This is a genomic window from Undibacterium hunanense (genome assembly GCF_014284335.1).
Classification (GTDB): domain Bacteria; phylum Pseudomonadota; class Gammaproteobacteria; order Burkholderiales; family Burkholderiaceae_D; genus Undibacterium; species Undibacterium hunanense.
In genome coordinates, this window is the sequence record NZ_JACOGF010000006.1 from 331722 (window position 1) to 351325 (window position 19604).

The 19604-nt window shown below is 50.1% G+C and carries 16 protein-coding genes; 4 read left to right on the plus strand and 12 right to left on the minus strand.

What is annotated here, in order from left to right:
• Positions 1-14: 14 nt before the first annotated feature.
• From mreD to H8L32_RS14375, 3 genes are all read right to left on the minus strand, one after another.
• Entirely contained in the window at positions 15-533 is a 519-nt protein-coding gene (gene mreD, locus H8L32_RS14365) for a rod shape-determining protein MreD (protein WP_186947911.1), read from the minus strand.
• The gene (gene mreC, locus H8L32_RS14370; protein ID WP_186947912.1) at positions 530-1681 is read right to left on the minus strand and encodes a rod shape-determining protein MreC; all 1152 of its coding nucleotides are present in this window, start codon (positions 1679-1681) and stop codon (positions 530-532) included. The genes mreD and mreC overlap by 4 nt, the downstream gene beginning before the upstream one ends.
• 172 nt (positions 1682-1853) lie before the next feature.
• Positions 1854-2897 (minus strand): rod shape-determining protein, encoded by a 1044-nt coding sequence (locus tag H8L32_RS14375; RefSeq protein WP_110256286.1) that lies wholly within the window; start codon positions 2895-2897, stop codon positions 1854-1856.
• Positions 2898-3352: 455 nt separating this feature from the next.
• On the opposite strand from H8L32_RS14375, the gene gatC reads away from it, so the two are divergent.
• From gatC to gatB, 4 genes are all read left to right on the plus strand, one after another.
• The gene (gene gatC / locus H8L32_RS14380) at positions 3353-3661 is read left to right on the plus strand and encodes an Asp-tRNA(Asn)/Glu-tRNA(Gln) amidotransferase subunit GatC (RefSeq protein WP_186947913.1); all 309 of its coding nucleotides are present in this window, start codon (positions 3353-3355) and stop codon (positions 3659-3661) included.
• A 25-nt stretch (positions 3662-3686) separates the two neighbouring features.
• Positions 3687-5141 (plus strand): Asp-tRNA(Asn)/Glu-tRNA(Gln) amidotransferase subunit GatA, encoded by a 1455-nt coding sequence (gene gatA, locus H8L32_RS14385; RefSeq protein WP_186947914.1) that lies wholly within the window; start codon positions 3687-3689, stop codon positions 5139-5141.
• Complete coding sequence (locus H8L32_RS14390) at positions 5138-5617, plus strand: hypothetical protein (RefSeq protein WP_186947915.1); 480 nt, start codon at positions 5138-5140, stop codon at positions 5615-5617. Before gatA ends, H8L32_RS14390 begins: the two co-directional genes overlap by 4 nt.
• 86 nt (positions 5618-5703) lie before the next feature.
• A complete protein-coding gene (gene gatB / locus H8L32_RS14395; protein ID WP_329605188.1) occupies positions 5704-7170 on the plus strand; it encodes an Asp-tRNA(Asn)/Glu-tRNA(Gln) amidotransferase subunit GatB in 1467 nt (488 codons plus the stop codon).
• Positions 7171-7279: 109 nt separating this feature from the next.
• Here the strand turns inward: gatB and H8L32_RS14400 are convergent, their stop codons facing one another.
• The 9 genes from H8L32_RS14400 to H8L32_RS14440 form a co-directional block, all read right to left on the minus strand.
• Complete coding sequence (locus H8L32_RS14400; protein WP_186947917.1) at positions 7280-8650, minus strand: TolC family outer membrane protein; 1371 nt, start codon at positions 8648-8650, stop codon at positions 7280-7282.
• Positions 8651-8652: 2 nt separating this feature from the next.
• On the minus strand, positions 8653-10011 hold the full coding sequence (locus H8L32_RS14405; protein ID WP_186947918.1) for an HlyD family type I secretion periplasmic adaptor subunit: 1359 nt from the start codon (positions 10009-10011) through the stop codon (positions 8653-8655).
• 2 nt (positions 10012-10013) lie between these two features.
• Positions 10014-11876 carry a type I secretion system permease/ATPase gene (locus tag H8L32_RS14410; RefSeq protein ID WP_186947919.1) on the minus strand — a complete coding sequence of 621 codons (1863 nt, stop codon included), beginning with the start codon at positions 11874-11876 and terminating at the stop codon, positions 10014-10016.
• Between the two features lie 527 nt (positions 11877-12403).
• On the minus strand, positions 12404-13711 hold the full coding sequence (locus tag H8L32_RS14415) for a glycosyltransferase family 4 protein (RefSeq protein WP_186947920.1): 1308 nt from the start codon (positions 13709-13711) through the stop codon (positions 12404-12406).
• A 97-nt stretch (positions 13712-13808) separates the two neighbouring features.
• Positions 13809-15434: a tetratricopeptide repeat protein gene (locus H8L32_RS14420; protein ID WP_186947921.1), complete on the minus strand. Its 1626-nt coding sequence runs from the start codon at positions 15432-15434 to the stop codon at positions 13809-13811.
• A 20-nt stretch (positions 15435-15454) separates the two neighbouring features.
• Positions 15455-16048, minus strand: a complete 594-nt coding sequence (locus tag H8L32_RS14425) for a class I SAM-dependent methyltransferase (RefSeq protein WP_186947922.1) — start codon at positions 16046-16048, stop codon at positions 15455-15457.
• Between the two features lie 90 nt (positions 16049-16138).
• Positions 16139-16843: a SapC family protein gene (locus H8L32_RS14430; protein ID WP_186947923.1), complete on the minus strand. Its 705-nt coding sequence runs from the start codon at positions 16841-16843 to the stop codon at positions 16139-16141.
• Positions 16844-17041: 198 nt separating this feature from the next.
• The gene (locus tag H8L32_RS14435) at positions 17042-18475 is read right to left on the minus strand and encodes a tetratricopeptide repeat protein (RefSeq protein ID WP_186947924.1); all 1434 of its coding nucleotides are present in this window, start codon (positions 18473-18475) and stop codon (positions 17042-17044) included.
• 215 nt (positions 18476-18690) lie between these two features.
• The coding region (locus tag H8L32_RS14440) for a hypothetical protein (protein WP_408058885.1) at positions 18691-19604 on the minus strand (914 nt) is incomplete at its 5' end.

The window sequence follows — 19604 nt, forward strand, 5'->3', positions numbered from 1 at the left end:
CCTGCACACCAGCGCTAGATGGGACGGGTATCGTCCTTATCAATCGCCCGTTTTTGCGGCGCCAGCAACAACAGGGTGGCGACGGGCCACAAAGCGGTAGTCACCACACTGACGAGGAAATACGTCCAGCCTGCGAAATGGGCGTTCGGCGCTATCAGCAGGCGCACCACCACTTGTACCACCTGGGCAAACAGAAACAGGGGAAAGACATGTAGCGACTGGGTCAGGGGATGAAACCACAATACGCGCCTGTGTATCATGATCGCAAAATACGACAGCAAGGTGTACGCCAGCGCATTTTCACCAAGGTTGATGGAATCATGCACATCCATCAGCAAACCCATGGCAAATGCCACACCGATGCCGACCTTGCGTGGTTGATGGATGGTCCAGAATACCAGTACCAGGGCGACGAAATCAGGTACGCCTATCCAGTTACCCCAGGGCAGGAAATTCAGGAAGAAGGCGACTGCAAAACTGAGTGCAATGAAGACCGGGTTGACTGGCAACAATATGTAATGGGGACTGTTCATTGTCCTTTCTCCTTGCCGGGTACCGGCGGACTTTCTTTTGCAGGCACATTTTTGACTGGCTGATCCTTGCCTGCCGGCTCTTTGGCCTGAGTGCTTGGCTGGTTGGCAGGCTGGCTGGTTTGCTGAGCATCTTTGACCGCCACATCTTTGCCTGGACTGGCCGGAGCATCCTTGGCGGCAGCATCTTTCACGGGCTGATTGAAAGGCTGATCAACCGGGCGCACATCGGAAGCCGGTGCGGCGGCATCGCGCGTCACCTTGCGGTTCAGTTTTTCTTTCTTGGCCCGGATATCTTCGGTATCTGGGCGTGGCAAGTTGTCAGTAGACACCATCAGTACCAGTAATTGTTTGTTGCGGTCAATGCCGGCAGCGGGAATACAGAGGATATTTTCAAAGGTGGTGGTCGCCTTGTTTTCTACCTGCACCACCTTGCCGACGGCCAGGCCAGCCGGATAGACACCATCGATACCAGAAGTCACCAGTTGATCACCATTTTGTATATCGGCATTGGCGGTCAGGCGCATATCCAGGTAAGTGGATTGCCCGCGTCCATAGGCAACGCTACGCAAACCATTGCGGATGATCTGGACCGGAATGGCCTGATTTTTATCGGTCAGCAAGGTGATTTCTGCCGTCAATGGAAACACTCTGGTGACCTGGCCTACGACACCGAGATCATCAATCACTGGCTGGCCAAGCGCGACGCCATGCTTGATACCGCGGTCAATAATCACCTTGCGGGTAGACGGGTCGCGGGCATCATAAATAATCTCGGCCATGACGGATTTGACAGGCAGACGTTCACGCGCTTCCAGCAATTTGCGGAAATGATTATTTTCTGCCAGCAGTTGTGTGCTTTGTTGCAGGCTATCTGCATTTTGCGTCTGTTGCCGGCGCAGCTGTGCATTTTCTTTTTCCAGTGCGGTTACCGACACAAAGTAATCAGAAACCCGCTTGACGGTATCACGCGGCATGACTGCTATCATCTGCACGGGATACAGCACTGTGCCCAGCACTTGCCTGGCCAGAGTCAGTGATTTAAGACGGGAATCAACAACCAGAAGAAAAATCGCCAGGACGGCGAAGAAGACCACTCTGGCGCGGGCAGACGCGCCTTGCTTGAAGAGTGGTGGTGGGCTGTAATCCATACTTTACCGGTGATTCTCAATAACCAGCGTTAACCAGTTTTTATAAGCAGAAATAGCCTGATCGAGGTCTTTTCAGTTGGTCAGAACCGCAAAGCGGCTCTTATCACGTCTTGGCAATGACACGGTGTGAGCAAAGCAGTTTTCGACTGAACTTGCTCTCACATGCGACTGCTTATTCGTATGAAAAAATCGAACCCAGTTTATCCATGCGCTCCAGAGCCATGCCAGAACCGCGTACCACGCAAGTCAGCGGGTCTTCTGCCACAATCACTGGCAAACCGGTCTCTTCCATCAGCAAACGGTCCAGATCACGCAAGAGCGCGCCACCACCGGTCAGCATCATGCCTTTTTCGGCAATATCTGCGCCCAGTTCTGGCGGTGTCTGTTCCAGCGCATTTTTAACGGCAGATACGATGTTGTTCAGCGGATCTGTCAGTGCTTCCAGAATTTCATTGCTGGAGATGGTGAAAGAACGCGGGATACCTTCGGACAGATTACGTCCCTTGACTTCCATTTCCTTAACTTCGGAGCCAGGGAAAGCCGAGCCAATTGCTTTTTTGATCGCTTCTGCAGTTTGCTCACCGATCAACATGCCGTAATTGCGGCGGATGTAATTGACGATGGCTTCATCAAACTTGTCACCACCAACACGTACCGAACCCTTGTAGACCATGCCACCCAGGGAAATAATACCGACTTCAGTCGTACCGCCACCGATATCAACTACCATGGAACCAGTCGCTTCGGAGACTGGCAGGCCAGCACCGATCGCAGCCGCCATTGGCTCTTCAATCAGGTAGACCTGGGAAGCACCAGCGCCCAGTGCCGATTCACGAATCGCACGACGCTCAACCTGGGTAGAGCCGCAAGGTACACAAATGATGATACGCGGCGAAGGTTTGAAAAATTTGGTATCGTGTACCATGCGAATGAATTGCTTGAGCATCTGCTCGGTAACGGTGAAGTCGGCAATCACGCCATCTTTCATCGGGCGAATGGCTTCAATATTGCCAGGCACCTTGCCCAGCATCTGTTTGGCTTCCTTACCCACCGCCTGAATGGTTTTTTTGCCGTTAGGGCCGCCTTCCTGACGGATTGCCACAACGGATGGTTCGTCGAGTACGATACCCTGGCTACGAACATAAATCAGCGTGTTGGCTGTTCCCAGATCAATCGCCAGATCATTTGAAAAATAACTACGTAAAAAACCAAACATGTATTGTCCTGTATTTAACTGATTGTGGGCACGTCCCTGTTTTGCGGGGCGCGCTACCGAATTTTTAGAACCTGTTCAAGATCTTACTGCACGGACGCAATCAGAGATCACGCGGGGCTCATGCGCTGCTCAAAATGCTCATGTACTAGAGTACATTCCGCTTTTTGCGCTGCGTTTTTTGTTACCCTTGCCCCGCTGACGCCCGCTCGCTACAGATCGTGAACAGATTCTTAGCCCCAGTCTGTTCACCTGTCACCTGCTTGTCATCGTCTGTCTAAGCGACTATCTGAGCAAGTTAAGGGATTTAGCGAGGCATTTGGGGCATTAACCCGCCATTCTACCTTATAATCTGTATAAATTTATTCGATACCAACACCTAAAATTCAGCTTTCTGTTGACTATCGTTTTATGTATTTTTTGACACTCTTTTTTGCGCAGTTTTGCGCCCCTGAACCATGTCGCTGACACTTGAAGATGTGAATAGAATTGCCAATTTGGCAAAAATAGAAACCTCCGAAGCGGAGCAAGTCTCCACTCTGGAAAAATTGAATGGTATTTTCTCACTGGTAGAGCAATTAAAAGCCGTTGATACCACCGGTGTTGCACCACTGAGCCACCCTATCGCTGCCTTGTTGCCAGAACTGGCGCTGCGCCTGCGTGAAGACGTGGTCAGCGAAAGCAATCATCGCGAAGATTATCAGAAACCCGCGCCTGCCACACAAGATGGCCTCTACCTCGTACCGCAGGTTATTGAGACCGAATAAGTCATACTAAGTCAACCATTCACTTATGCATACCAAGACTATTTCGCAATTATCCGCCCTGCTGCACAGCAAGCAGGTGTCCGCCACCGAACTGGCCCAACATTACCTGGCGCGTATTGCCGCCAGCGACCTGAATGCCTTCCTGCATGTTGATCCAGAATTGACATTAAAGCAGGCAGCAGCAGCGGATGCGCGCCTGGCCAATGGCAATGCCACGACACTGACCGGCATCCCGATCGGGCACAAAGATATTTTCGTTACCCGCGACTGGCGCTCAACCGCCGGTTCACGCATGCTGGAAAACTATGTCAGCCCGTTTGACGCCACCGTGGTTGATCTGTTCAACCAGGCGGGTACTGTGACGCTGGGCAAGCTGAACTGCGATGAATTCGCCATGGGTTCATCGAATGAAAATTCCTATTTCGGTGCTGTCAAAAACCCCTGGGACAAGACTGCCGTACCTGGCGGTTCTTCTGGCGGCTCGGCAGCAGCAATTGCCGCGCGCCTGGCACCCGCTGTTACGGCAACGGATACCGGTGGTTCCATCCGTCAACCGGCTTCGTTTTGCGGCGTAACTGGTATCAAGCCTACCTACGGCAGCGTATCGCGTTATGGCATGATTGCCTTTGCTTCTTCCCTGGACCAGGGCGGCCCTATCGCCCAGACAGCAGAAGATTGCGGCATCTTGCTGAATGCCATGACAGGTTTCGACGCCAGGGATTCAACCTCACTGGAACGCAAGAAAGAAGATTTCAACCGTGACCTGAACAAATCACTGCAAGGCTTGCGCATAGGTGTGCCGAAAGAATTTTTTTCGGCCGGTCTGGCAGCAGATGTCGAGCAAGCCGTGCGTGCGGCATTAGCAGAATATGAAAAACTGGGTGCAACGCTGGTCGAGATTTCACTGCCGAAAACCGAGTTGTCCATCCCTGTGTATTACGTCATTGCACCGGCAGAAGCGTCTTCGAACCTGAGCCGCTTTGACGGTGTACGTTACGGCCATCGTGCAGCGGATTACAAAGACCTCGAAGACATGTACAAAAAATCGCGTGCCGAAGGTTTTGGTGCCGAAGTTAAACGCCGTATCCTGGTGGGTGCGTATGTGCTGTCACATGGTTACTATGATGCCTATTATTTGCAGGCACAAAGAATACGTCGCCTGATCGCGCAAGACTTTGCTGCTGCCTTCGAGAAATGCGATGTCATCATGGGACCGGTGGCACCGACAGTGGCCTGGGATCTGGGTTCCAAGGCAGATGATCCGGTAGCCAATTATCTGGCAGACATTTTCACTTTGTCGACCAGTCTGGCGGGCTTGCCTGGCATGTCCATCCCTTGTGGTTTTGGACAAGGCGAAAAAAATGCGAAGCGGCCGGTTGGCTTGCAGTTGATCGGTAATTATTTCGATGAAGCGAAACTGTTGAATGTCGCCCACCAATTCCAGCAGGCGACAGACTGGCATACCCGCGCACCACTATGAGCTTGAAATTCTTCCTGGCTGGTGCCATGTACCTGCTATGTAATCTGGCACCGGCACAGGTGCTGGATACACGCGTAGCCTGTACCCTGACCCAACTGGAAGATGGCGCCGGCGAACGTCTGATACTGAGTGACCAGGCACGTTTCCAGTTAAACGGCACGCAGATCACCGAGTTTCAATGGGAATCATCGGTTTTTCGCACCAATCATGGCCATGAATGCAGTATCGACATGGACGATGGACTGGAAGCAGAACTGACGGACAAGGGCTGGCGTATCAGGCTCAAGGATGCGATGGCAGCCAGGACGAAACGCGGTTATGATTTTGACCGTGGTTTTCAATGCAGCATACGCCTGGAACAGGAAGGCGATGCGCTGCATATCAAGCCCAGTTGCCCTACGCTTTGTGGTTCACGCAAGAATTTTTCAGCACTGACGGTGGATATGAAAACCGGCAGTTGCAAGTATGATCAATAAAATGAATTGATGCGCCACTTATCCGGTTTCTTGCTCAGTCTCTTACACCGGTAAATAGCAGGCAACATCAGGCAACAAGACAAGGAATTATTATGCAATGGGAAGTCGTTATCGGTTTTGAGACACATGCTCAACTCAAGACTAACTCTAAAATTTTCAGCGGCTCGTCAACACAGTTTGGTGCTGAACCAAATACCCAGGCCAGCCCGGTGGATCTGGCTTTGCCTGGGGTCTTGCCGGTCATGAACAAGGGTGCGGTAGAAAAAGCCATACAGTTTGGCCTGGCGGTAGGTGCAGTTGTTGCACCTGAATCCATCTTCGCCCGTAAAAATTATTTCTACCCTGATCTGCCCAAGGGTTACCAGATCAGTCAGTTTGAAATTCCGGTGGTGCAAGGTGGTTTCGTTCCCTGTGTCTTTGAAAAAGATGGCAAGACGGAATTCAGAAACATCGAATTGACACGTGCCCATCTGGAAGAAGATGCAGGTAAATCAACGCATGGTGCAGCACAGAACATGACCGGCATAGACTTGAATCGTGCCGGCACGCCCTTGCTGGAAATCGTCACTGAGCCTGTTATGCGCAGCGCGGTGGAAGCAGTAGCTTATGCCAAGGCTCTGCATTCGCTGGTGACCTGGCTCGACATTTGTGACGGTAACATGCAGGAGGGTTCTTTCCGCTGTGACGCCAACGTTTCTGTGCGCCCGGTTGGTCAAAAAGAATTTGGTACGCGTTGCGAAATCAAGAACCTGAACTCTTTCCGCTTCCTCGAAGAGGCGATCAATTATGAAATACGCCGCCAGATTGAATTGATTGAAGATGGTGGTAAGGTCATTCAACAAACGCGTCTGTATGATCCGGACAAGAAAATTACAGTGAAGATGCGTGACAAGGAAGATTCGATGGATTATCGCTACTTCCCTGACCCTGATCTGCCGCCACTGAAGATCAGCCGCGAATGGGTAGAGCAGGTACGCAGCACCATGCCGGAATTGCCATCTGCCATGCGTCAGCGCTTTATTGAGCAATTGGGCCTGACTGAATATGATGCGACTATCCTGACGCAATCCAAAGGCATGGCCACTTACTTTGAAACTGTGGTGACAGCAGCCGGTGCAGCACAAGCCAAGCCGGCCGCCAACATGTTGATGGGTGATGTGGCAGCGACGCTGAATCGCGAAGGCCTGGATATCAGCGCCATCCCGGTAACAGCAGCGCAACTGGCCGTGCTTTTACAGCGTATTGCTGACGGTACGATATCCAACAAGATTGCCAAGGAAGTGTTTGCTGCGATGTGGCAGGCACCGTCAGCGGATGCGAATCTGGCAGATCAGGTCATTGAAGCCAAAGGCCTGAAGCAGATTTCTGACGTCGGTGCACTGGAAAAAATCATCGATGAAGTCATGGCTGCCAATCAGCAGTCTGTCGATGAATACCGTGCCGGCAAAGAAAAGGCATTCAACTCACTGGTGGGCCAGGCAATGAAGGCGACCAAGGGTAAAGGTAATCCTGCACAGGTGAATGAATTACTGAAAAAGAAACTGGCAGGTTAATCAAGGCCAGCATAAAAAAACGCAGCTTGTTAGCTGCGTTTTTTATTTGCTGTTTGCTCAGGTCAACACGCGCTGACCAGAACAAGCGCATAAGCAAGATAAGCAGGAATTAACTAAATGGTGAAAAGTAGCCTGATACGGTCTTGACGTCATCTATCGTCAGGTTACCAGCCGCAACACGCAATTTCAGGAAGCTGATGAGGTAGGTATATTTAGCCTGCGCCAGATCACGCTTTGCCGCCACCAGTTGCTGCTCTGCGCTCAGTACATCCAGATTGATGCGAACACCGCCCTTGACACTCTGCTTGGTGGCTTCCACCAACAAGGTGGCCGAGTTGACGGACTTCTGCAAGGCGTCAATTTTGGTGACGCCCGTTTGCATGGCGTTGAATTGCTTGCGCAATTCTATGGAAATGCGGTTACGGGTACCATCCAGATCCGACCTGGCTTTGTCGCGATTGGCAACTGCCTGATTGCTGATCGCATTCACATAGCCACCTGCATACAAAGGAATGACCAGTTGCACACCTATGCTTTTAACGGTCTGATCCTGGCTGCGGTTAACCAGGCTATCAGATATCGCGCGGTTATAACTTGCATTCAATTCCAGACGCGGCGTATGACCAGCCTTTGCCTTGTTGATTTCTTCTTCAGCAGCTTCAACCGAATATTTGGCAGCGATAATTTCCGGATTGGTTTCATTCGCAATATTCATCCATTCATCAAAACTGGCAGGAGCCACTGACATGATACGAAAATCAGGTCGCAGGCCATCAAGCTGAGTCACTTCTGTGCCAGTGATAGCGGCCAGCGTATTGCGTGCTGTCAGCAGATTGTCTTGTGCTTCAATGACTTGTGCTTCCGCCACATCAAGCTTGGCCTGGGTTTCCAGCACGTCTGTTCTGGTGCCCTCGCCTTTTGAAAACATGCGTTCATTGATACGTTTTTGCTCTGCATACGCTTCACGCTGCGCACGGAACAAGTCCAGCTGATCTTCTGCATATTTGGCATCTGCATAGGCAGCAACCAGACGTATCACCAGCTCCTTACTACGTGCATTGAAAATCGCATCGCTGTAATTGGTCTGTGCAATACCCTGCCTGTAACGTGCTGTCGTATCCAGACTGAACAGGGTCTGGCGCAAGGACAGGGTATTTGTCAGACTGGTATAGTCGTAGTCACTGGTTATCGTTGGCACATTAGGCTGCAAAACCAGATAAGGATTAGGCTGGGTAATTTCAGCCTTATTCTTGGCGGTGCCATAGTTATACTGGATGGTAGGCAGCAAACCGGCACGGCCTATCTTCCTGAATTCCTTGCCTGCGATATTTTCCGATACCGCAGAGCGGTAGGACGGATCATTCACCAACGCTGACTCGTAAGCCTGCATCAGACCCAGCGCCGACGCAGAACCGGATGACAACAGACAGATACCGCAAGCAACTGCGACCAGTTTAAGACGCATCCTGGATGTAGTCATGATTACTCCTCTGTCATCGCGGTTTTGGCGCGATCGATGACTGGTTTCAGCAGGTAATTCATCATCGTACGGCCACCAGTACTGACGAACAGTTCCACTGGCATACCTGGACGAATATTCAGGTTGGCGATCAGTTTCATGCCTTCAGGTGCAACTTCGGCACGTACTTTATAGAATGCCTGACCAGTTCTTTCATCCACTGTACGATCAGCCGACACTTGGGTAATAACACCCGGGATATGCGGCGTGGTGTTGGTATTGAAGGCAGAGAAAATAAGCTCGGTCTTCAGGCCTGTGTGTACCTTGTCGATCAGATTCACTGGCAACATTGCTTCCACGATCAGCTTGTCGTCTTGCGGAACCAGTTCCATCAGTTTGTAACCACTAGGCACGACTGCGCCTTTGGTAAATACATTCAGACCAACGATAGTACCTGCAACGGGTGCTTTGACGAAGACATTGCCCAAGTCAAAATCCAGTGCTGTCAGACGGTTTTGCAGGGATTCTGCTTCTTTCTGCACATCCGACAACTGGGTACGGATTTCTTTCTGATAATCTTGCTGGCGCTGTAATTTACGCAGAGTGATTTCAGTCACCTGGCGGGATACACGGCCCATGGTGCCGATGTCTTCAGAAATGCTGCCGTTCACCTGGGCATAAGTACGTTCCAGATCCAGCAGACGGTTACGGGCAATATAGCCTTCTTTGGCCAGATCACGCATGCCGTCCAGTTGCTCCTTGAGGAACACCAATTGCTGCTTCTTGCTGACCATGGATTCTTCCAGGCCTTTGAGCTGCGATTTCAGGCCGCCAATGTTTTCATCCAGCGCGCCCAGTTCACTTTGTATGGAGACTTGACGTGTAGTGAACAGTTGTTGCTGCAACAGTATATTGTTGGCTACCCGTGGGTCATTCTTTGCTTCATCCAGTTCTGCAGGGAAACGGATGGACTTGGCATTTTCGCGTTCCGCAGTCAAACGTGCCTCGATGGCCTGCGCCGTGAACAATTGCACACGAGCGATTTCAGCCGCTGATTTGGCGTTGACGTTGTTCATCTTCAGCAACACCTGACCTGCCTGAACGACATCACCATCCTTGACCAGAATCTCATCCACTGTACCGCCAGTTTGATGCTGGATGACCTTGCGGCTGGATGCCACGGCCACGTTACCACTCATCGGTACGCCTTTGTCCAGCTTGGCAAGCGATGCCCACAGCAGGAAGCCAACCACACCAACCAGGATGATGATCCATCCCAGACGAGAATAGCCGTGTGCGTCTGTGTTCACTTCCAGTACTTCTACATGCTGGGTCGCCACATCAGTGACAACGTTTTTCTTATTAACCAGTGCATTTTTCATGATTATTCCTGTTCTGCTGTAGCATCCGTTTGTGCCTGGACGCTGGCATCAATTCTTGCTTGAGTATCTGCCGGTGGCTCAGCTGCTGCTGATTGCTGGCCGCCCTGGGCCTGCTGGGCGGCTGCCTGCTGCTGCGCTGCTGCCTGTTGGGCCTGCTGGGCTTGTTGCAATTGCTGTTGATTAGCCTGGTTCAATGCGGCCAATACCTGATCACGTGGTCCGAAAGCCTGTGCCGCGCCATCGCGCAGCAACAACAGCTTGGTCGTCGCGCCAAGAATGGTCGTGCGGTGCGTGATCAGTACGATAGTTTTGCCACGCATACGCAAATCATTAACCGCCATCACCAATGCCTGTTCACCGACATCATCGAGGTTGGAGTTTGGTTCATCAAGAACCAGCAAAGATGGATCGTCATACATGGCACGTGCCAGACCGATACGTTGTTTCTGACCACCAGACAAACCTGCACCACCGTCACCCAGACGAGTGTCGTAGCCCTGCGGGAAATGCAAAATCATGTCATGCACACCGGCACGCTTGGCTGCCAGGATGACTTTTTCTGAATCCACATCACCGAAACGGGCAATGTTTTCAGCAACGCTACCGCCAAACAGTTCAATGTCTTGTGGCAGGTAACCAATATGCGGGCCCAGTTGATCTTTATTCCATTGATAAATATCAGCACCGTCCAGACGTACTTTGCCAACAGCTGCAGGCCATACACCAACCAGCAATCGTGCCAGTGTCGATTTGCCAGAACCTGAAGGACCGATCACACCCAGCACATCGCCTGGTTGCAATGCGAAACCCAGGGCTTTCAAAACAACGACGGTAGAGCCAGGGGCTGCTGCGGTGACACCTTCAACGGACAGGGCACCTTGTGGTTTAGGCAAATCCATGCCGGCTTTACGTGCAGGATTAGCACCCAGCAATTCGTTCAGGCGGTCATAGGCACTCTTGACGCTGCTCCATTGTTTCCATACACCGATCAACTGATCAATAGGACCTGTTGCTTTACCCAACAGGATGGAACCGGCAATCATCATACCTGGCGACATTTTGCCTTCGATCACCAGCAATGCACCAAAACCCAGTACCAGCGACTGTACCGAAACACGTACAAATTTACTGACAGAGGTGATAATGCCTGACTTCTCACTGGCTTCTGCCTGCAATTGCAGGAAACGGCCATGCAGTTTGAACCAGCGTGACATCAGATTAGGCAACATGCCCATGGCTTCAATCACTTCTGCATTACGCAGATTGTTGGTGGCCAGATTGCTGGAAGCAATCGCCATGGCATTCGCTTCTGCCAGTGGCTTTTTGGAGACCACTTCATTGGCGTACGCCAGGATAACCATGATGATCACCGCACCCAGAGCGAACAGGCCCAGATAGACGTCAAACATGAAGATGACTGCCAGATAAAACGGAAACCAGGGTGCGTCAAAGAAGGCAAACAAACCGCTACCTGTCAGGAACTGACGGATTTGCGTCAAATCCTGCAAAGCCTGGCCGGCATTACCACCGCCACGCTTCAGGTTTTGTTCAAACGCAGCCGTGTAGATACGCTTGTTCATTTGCATATCGAGCTTGGCACCAAGGCGTATCACAACGAAGCTGCGGATATATTCCAGCGCGCTCATCAATGCGTAGGCACCCAGCATCAACATGGTCAGCATCAGCAAGGTAATTTCGTTGCGGCTTTGCAAAACGCGGTCATATACCTGCAACATGTACAGGGATGGTGCCAGCATGAGCAAATTGATAATGGCACTGAAAATGCCAACGGTTCTAAATGCACTCCTGAACGTCATCAAGACTTGTGCAATTTCAGTTTGTGGGGCTTTAAGTTTCGAGATCATTTGTATTCTTTGCACATTCAAGTGCTAAAAACAGCCAATTTAATTGGGATACTGCCTGATGCGATAATGAAGAAGCGCTGTCACTACTTGTAACTACTTGAGCACCTCGAGACAAGGCCGCATTATCCCTGTTCGCAAATCAATTAAATGTGACCTACATCACATTTTTCGAAAGCGTAACACAAGTAAATTTGATTTTAAATGTGTTTTGTTTCTTCTTTCTTGAAAATATTACATACCCCCCCCTGTATATCGATAATTACCAATGAAGTTATCGATATACTCCCATCACTTTGTGTTTTATATTTTTTGAAAAAAGAAATGGAAAATGTAAAGAATGATCATTAAAAGATCATTTCCGGAGGAAAATATTTGCTGTCTTTGTGATTAAAATCACAGAAATGACACAAAACTGAATGTGATGAAGGAACTACGCCGACGCCGTAAAAACAGGATGCCGAATAAAAAAACGCCCCACAATATCCGTTGTGGGGCGCGAGTTCTTAATGGTCTTGCTGGCTATGGGGTTATTTTAACTCAATTACGACCGTGTTTACCAGCGATTGTGCCGATATATCCACAGCATTGTTAACTTTTGTTTCAGTTACCAGAGAGTGCACCCATTCCAGCTGGGCAGGCAAACAAACGCGTTGCAAATCATAAAACTCACAGGCAAAACGTCTGGCGCTGGCCCCCAGCCTTTGCCTGGTATCGGGCTGATCAAGCAAGTCGCATACTTCTTTTGCGAGACCACTAACATCAAAGAAATTCACCAAACGGCCAGTTTCATCGTGGCGTATTGCTTCGCGCAATGGCTGTGTGTCGGATGCAACAATGGCACAGCCTGCACTCATGGCTTCCAGCAAGCTCCAGGACAGCACGAAAGGGTAAGTCAGATAGACATGCACTCTGGACAACTGTAGCAGAGGAATAAAGTGCTGGTAGGGAATATTGCCAAGGAAGTGAATGCGCTTCAACGCCGTTTCTGGCATCAGATGCTTCACTTCATTGTAGAAGATGTCTTTCCACGACTGACCGGTAGCGGATTTGGCACCGTAGCTGACGTCATCACCACCCACCAGCAAGACATGGGCATTCGGGCGCTCGGCCAATATCTGTGGCAGGGCTCGCATGAAGATGTGGTAACCGCGATACGGTTCCAGATTGCGATTGACGAAAGTAATTACTTCATCATCGCGGGTCAGAACCATGCCATTACCAAGACTCATGGATACGGCTGGATTAGGGGCAATGAGGTCGGTATTGATGCCGTCATGAATGACGCTGATGCGCTCCCGGAATGAGCTGGGAAAGGTACTGGCCTGCCAGTGCGTCGGCGAAATGGCCGCATCCGCCAGCGGCATATGCAGCAGATTGTTAATGTTCTTGAGCTGGACCTTGCATATCTGATCGATGGAGTCGGTAGGAAATTCCGGGTCAAAACCGACGTCGGCCCCTTTGGGGTGATAAAAGAATTCGCCATAAATACCCAGTTTGGCATCTGGCCAGACTTCTTTCAGGAACAGACTTTCCCCCCAACCTGGATGAGCAATGATGACATCGGGGCTAAATCCGGCTTCGCGCAGTTGCAGGGCGGCACGCATGGCTGCTTCACCACGAATGACTTTGGGTTCGGCATCCGCCAGCCATGGATGAATCTCTTTCGATGTGCCACGCGCCACCTGGTAGGAAATGATTTTCACGCCATTCCATACTGCTGGTGCGTTTTTCTGCATCGTCAGGGCCAGCACTTCATTCGATGCATCGGCCGCCAACACGGGGGCCAGATGAGTGAACTGACCTGGAAAGTTTTGATGAACGAACAGAATTTTCATGGTGCGTGTAGGCTGAAATATCGGGAAAACTTGATTATCACAGTATAAACGTTAATCAGATCATTGAATTAATGATTGCACCGAAAAACACCTATGTTTAGCCCTGCACTGATCGCAATACATGGTGATTGAATGCTTGCTGTACAGCATCCGGGCGCAGGTGATGCACATCTATGTGCCACTGCTGGTTGGATCTGCCGTTTCCAGCATCCGTCATGGAAAACACATCCAAAAAATCCATACCCAGTTGCAAGGCTTGTTGTTGCAAGGACTGGTTAAACAAAGATAACAAGTTGCCAAATTCCGCCCGTTCTTCGACGCTACCCACACCGTCTGCCAGATTGGCCGCCGGGACGCCACTGATGATGATTTTTTGTTGCCGACCTTCAGTGAATACAACGAGTTGCTTCAGATAGGCGGCTATCGTGTCATGGATAAATTGCTGTAGGCTAATGGCAGATGTTTTTTTCCAGGCCTTTAAAATACCGCCATCAATACGACAATCAATTTCCCCGACAGTAATCAGGACAGTTGCCCCAATGGGAAAAGATTGCAGAAATGTAGCCAGACGCTGTTTGTAATGATTGTCTGCCTGATTACCGATGCGCCACTGGGTACATCCTTCTATCCAGTGCCCTTTACATTGCCAGACCTTACCGGCATAACTGACAAGCAGTTGATGCGTAGACAGCATGTGACTTTCGCCAATGACATACAAAATGTCTGTGGGCGATCCGGCATTCAATTGTGGTTGCGATCTGAACTGCTGCCACCATGCCTGTATTTTCAGCATGTAGACACAATAAATCAACGAACCCTGGTCTTTTATGCCGCTGTTCTCAAGCATGCCGCTAGCCACGTTCAGCAAGGGTTCTACATTGGCCTGATTGCCATACAGGTAATGCAGGATAGCCAGTTGCAACGCTGCATTGTGTCTGGTAAAACCTTCTGCATGTAACTCCAGGGATTTTGCGTAATACTGACTGGCCGCTTGCAGATTGCCTAATTTTGCACAGGCATTGGCCAGGGAGGAATGCAATTCTGCATTCCCGGGTGCAAGGCTTAAACCAAGTTGATAACTTTGCGCAGCTTCAGGCAAGCGCCCCAGCTTTTGCAATGCATTACCCTGATTATTCAATGCCTGAAAATGCCGGGGATTAAGACGCAAAACCTGTTGATAATCACTCAGCGCTTCGGCATAGCGCCGCATATCCAGATAAAGATTGCCGCGATTAAAATAGACATCCAGGTAATCGGGCTGCAACTGCAAAGCGCGTTCATAACAGGCCAGGGCTTCTGTATGACGGGCCAGCGCACTCAAGGCACTCCCTTTATTGTTGATCACTTCAGGAAAATCCGGCATGACCGACAGAAAGCGCTCGTAGCTGGCAATGGCAGCTTCGTGGCGCCCTGAATCCATCATCAGATTGCCGTAAGTGGCATGCACCGGCAAGTTCGCAGGATTGATTTTGACAGCACGCTCGACCAGACTCAGGGCTTCTTCCAATTGATGCTGGCCACGCCGTATCATGCCCAAAAAATGCAGGGCATCGAAATTGACCCCATCAATGGACAAGACTTGAAGATAGCGTTCAGCTGCTTCGACCAGTTGTCCATCCTTGTGCAAGGCCAGCGCTTCCTGTATCAGTCTGGCTGCTTTAAGCGCATCTTTATTAGCTGGTTTTGGCTTGTTGCCATGAGCCTGAACTGAATTTTTACGCATCGCTATCCAGGTAGATCTGATTATCTCAATTGCGCGCGCAAGAGGTTTTCCACTTCTGGGATAGGCCTGGCATTTTTGCTGGCAACCGCCCACAGATCAAATGCAGATGGACGTGCAGCCGCAACTACGGTTTTAAAACCGGCACCAGCAAGTACATTCATCAATACCTTTTGGGTAAATCCACAACGATGTGCCATGTAGAGGTTACCTCTTTCCATCGCCGCTCTGTGCCCATACAAGATATCCAGCGGTGAAATCGGTCCCGCAGGCGAAATATAGGCAGGTTCGAGCAGTTTATCTTCGGCGACCAACTTGCAGACTGATAACAGATCTGGGCAAGTCACCACGAAAATACCATCGTCCTTCAACACCCGTAAAATTTCATTCAGGGCGACAGGTACCTCATGTGGATACAGGTGTTCAATATTGTGCGATGAATAGACTGCATCAATGGACCCGGCCTCTACTGCACTCATGTCAGTCAGCGTACCCTGGATATCAGGGTTCACCGTAGCATCAATATCAAACCGTACTTCCTGCCAGTCATCGGACTGAAAGTATGGCGTGGTTCCTGTCTTGTTTTGTGGCCCGCAGCCAACATGTAGTAATTTCAAGCTATCCACCTGAGAGAGTAGGGCCAAAGAAAATGGGGCAAATTTTGCCCCATTCCGATGTCATTCATGACGACATAAGACGCCTGTGACTTATTGAACCTGCTCTGGACGAGAAGACGCCAACGCCACTTTCGACAAATGACGGAAAGAAGCCCAGTGCAATTCCAGCAATGCCATCAGGCCACTACGCACCCAGCGTGCCAGGGTAGCGTCGTCAAGTGCCATGACTTTTTCACGTTCAACCACGCGGAAACCACCGATCAGGTGGACATCAGTGCCTTCACGGAAACTCAGGTCTTTGGCAACCAACACACCGCTTGTTTCCAGTTCATTCATGACCGCACGGCCTTCACGCAGGTTTTTTTCATAGCTGTTGAGCAACTCAATCACTTTATCGAAGTAAGGATTCAATTCAGATTTGTCTGTGAATACCGGTTCGCCTTCAGTTGCATTGAATTGCGGCGCATCCATATCCGCTGCCAGCAAATATTCGTCTGTTGTACCAACGCGACCCAGGATGAATGGATAACGGCGTGCATGGACAGGTACATAGGTATCCAGCCATTGATTTTTTTCATTCAAAAATACATTGCGCTCTCTTAAGCCAAGAACCGCCACTGCGTTCAACAAGCCATTAGGCGTGAACAGCACAGGGTAGAATTCAGCGGCTTCTGCGATTTCTATTGGTGCCAGCGGTGCAGTAGTCAAGCCACGCGCAAACGCAAAGTCAGCGGCTGGTTTGAAGCGCAAGGCGCCATGCTGTGTTTTGTCCAGGGTCTGAGCATTTTGAAACATAATAAAACTCCAATAACTAGAAAAAGCCCATTTCCATTGTCGGCATGGGTGCTGCGCTAAAGTGAGCGCCAGGCAATTGTTTTTTATAACAACACGATTGTCAGAACAAAAGTGAGGCTATCGAGGAAAAAATCAAGTCCCGTATTGTATCAGCAGCGTGGACAGATTCCAGTTTTTTCAAAACAGTTGGTAATTTTCTTATAACAACTTACGCCAGATAAACAGGTAACCCGGTATCGCCTGACGATTTTCCATCCGGATTGTTTCTGGCGACATGTGCACTATGTCATAGCTACAATGGCTGGCAAGTTGTTGCAAATATCCGGTGCGGTGTGCATACCTGCCACTTGCACGCAAGCAATATCCAGTCTCATCGGACGCTGGCAGCTCGTCGGCAGACTCTACAGAAAAGGCAAACAAGCCACCGGCAGGCAACAACCTCGCAATATCTGCCACAATGTCGTCAAGTCGTCCGATATAGACAAAAACATCTGCTGCAGTCACAAGGTCATAGCTGTTACTGGCTTCTTGTCGTGTCATCGTCAGCAAATCCGATTGTATAAGGCGCTGGTATAGCTGCCTGGACTGGGCTTTGAGCAACATTTTCTCAGACAGATCAACACCAACCATGCTCGCTGCCATCGGTGCCAACTCTTTCCCTACCAGACCCGTGCCGCAGCCTAAATCCAGCAAGCGCCATTTTTCCAGTGATGCTGCCCGATATTTACCCAATTCTGTCGCAATAACTACAGGAATATGGTATTCAAGCACCTGCTGTAAATGTTGGTCAAAACGCTCGGCATAATCATCAAATACCTTACTGACGTAGGAATCCGGTGCCTGCGCGCTCTGCTCACCAGTCAACACCTTAATAAAGTGCAGGGCATTGCCTTGTTGAGGATTAAGTTCAACCGCACGCCGATAACTGCTGAGTGCCTTTTCTGACTGATCCAGATCTTTGTAGATATTCCCCAGGGTATTGTGTATTTCTGCAAAGGCTGGTTGCAATTGCGCTGCCTGCTCTGCACATTCAAGCGCAGCCACAAGATTTTTTTGCTTTTGGTAAATCAGGGCGAGGTTATTCCAGGGCTCAGCCAAAGCGCGGTTCAACATCAGTGCATGTCGATAAGACTGTATTGCCTCTTCAAGCCTGCCCAGATCCTTATAAATATTGCCGGTATTGTTGTATGCCTCGGCGTAATCGGGTTTCAGACCGCTGGCATGCTTAAAACATTGCAGGGCCTCATCAAACTGCGCATTTTCTCTGAATGCTGCTCCCAGGTTATTGTGGGCATAGGCGTTATTGGGATTGGTTTGCAGGGATAATCTGATCAAACTGATCGCACTTGTGTAATTTGTCCGTTGATGCGCAATAAGGCCGGACAAATGCAAGGCATCTGCATTCGCAGGAGCCAATTGCAAAATCTGCTGGTATGCCTGCTCTGCCTGCTCCAATTGCCCTTCACGGTGCAAGGCCATGCCTTGCACCAAATATTGCTCAATCAAAGCTTGCGTACTGGCTTTCTGCACTGCGGCGTCGGCGATATCCGCCTCGTGTTTCGCCATGCAACACTGTTTGTATTTTTTCCCGCTACCGCATGGACAGGGATCATTACGGCTGATTTTTTTCATAGGGGCGTTTGCTCAGATAAATGGCAACTGAAAAATAGTGACTAAAAGATGGCGACTGTTCAATAGGGAAGACATCATGATACCTATTTTCTCCGCGCTATAAAAAAACCCACCGCTTTACAGAGGTGGGTTTTTTGTTTTGCCCAACAGGGAGGTTGTTCCCTCCCTGTTGCATGGGTACCGGAGTACCCATTATTGCATTGCTTACTACTGAATTAAGCGATGAAGTCGCCGGCAACGATAGAACCTGCGCCAACCAATTTCACGATAAAGTCAGTTGCATCGACTGTACCTACAGTGCCACCGATGTTTTGGAAGGCATAAGTACCAGCTGCTGTACCTGCGGCTACAGTGATGATGTAAGCCTGGGTATTCGCTGCCAAGGCCGCGCCAGCTGCTGATGCTGCTGTTGCGATAGCTGCTGCCAGTGTGGATGTATCTGCACTAGCGATAGACAACAAGTTCAATGTTGTTGCTGCTGTGCCTGTCTTGAACACGTCAGCGCCAGCAACCTTGAAGTTTGCCACTGTATCGATTGCAGAGATAACAGAACCAACAGCGATGGTTTCAGCACCAGTTGCAGTGGTAGACAGGTTGATGGTATCAACACCTGCGCCGCCTGTTACTGTTACTGCTGTAGCAGCTGTACCCAACAGATTCACTGTTTGGCCGCCTGTACCCAGAACAACTGTATCAGCGAATGCGCCTTTAGCGTAGTTCAGTGTGACACCAGCACCGTTTTCGTTAGTGAAGATGTAGCCAGTTGCTGCAGAGCCAGTTACGTTCACTGTTTCAATGCCTGTTACCAGCGCACTGATGTTCAAGTTAGCGCCGATCGCACCGATGTTCAGTGTATCTGTACCCAGACCGCCGTCCAGCGTTGTTGCGCCGGCGATTTGTGTAGCAGTGTAGTTGAACGTATCGTTACCTGTACCACCAACAACGCTCACTGTATTAGTACCAGCAGTGAATGTGTTTGTGCCGTTAGCCAGTGTGAAGCGCTCGATAGCTGCGTTAGCAACGATCGTACCGGCTGTAGTCAACGCGATGGTTTCTGTATTGCCTGCAGTTACAGTACCTGTGAAGGAATTGTATTCTGCAGCAGTCATGGTGTACACGCCAGTTGCTG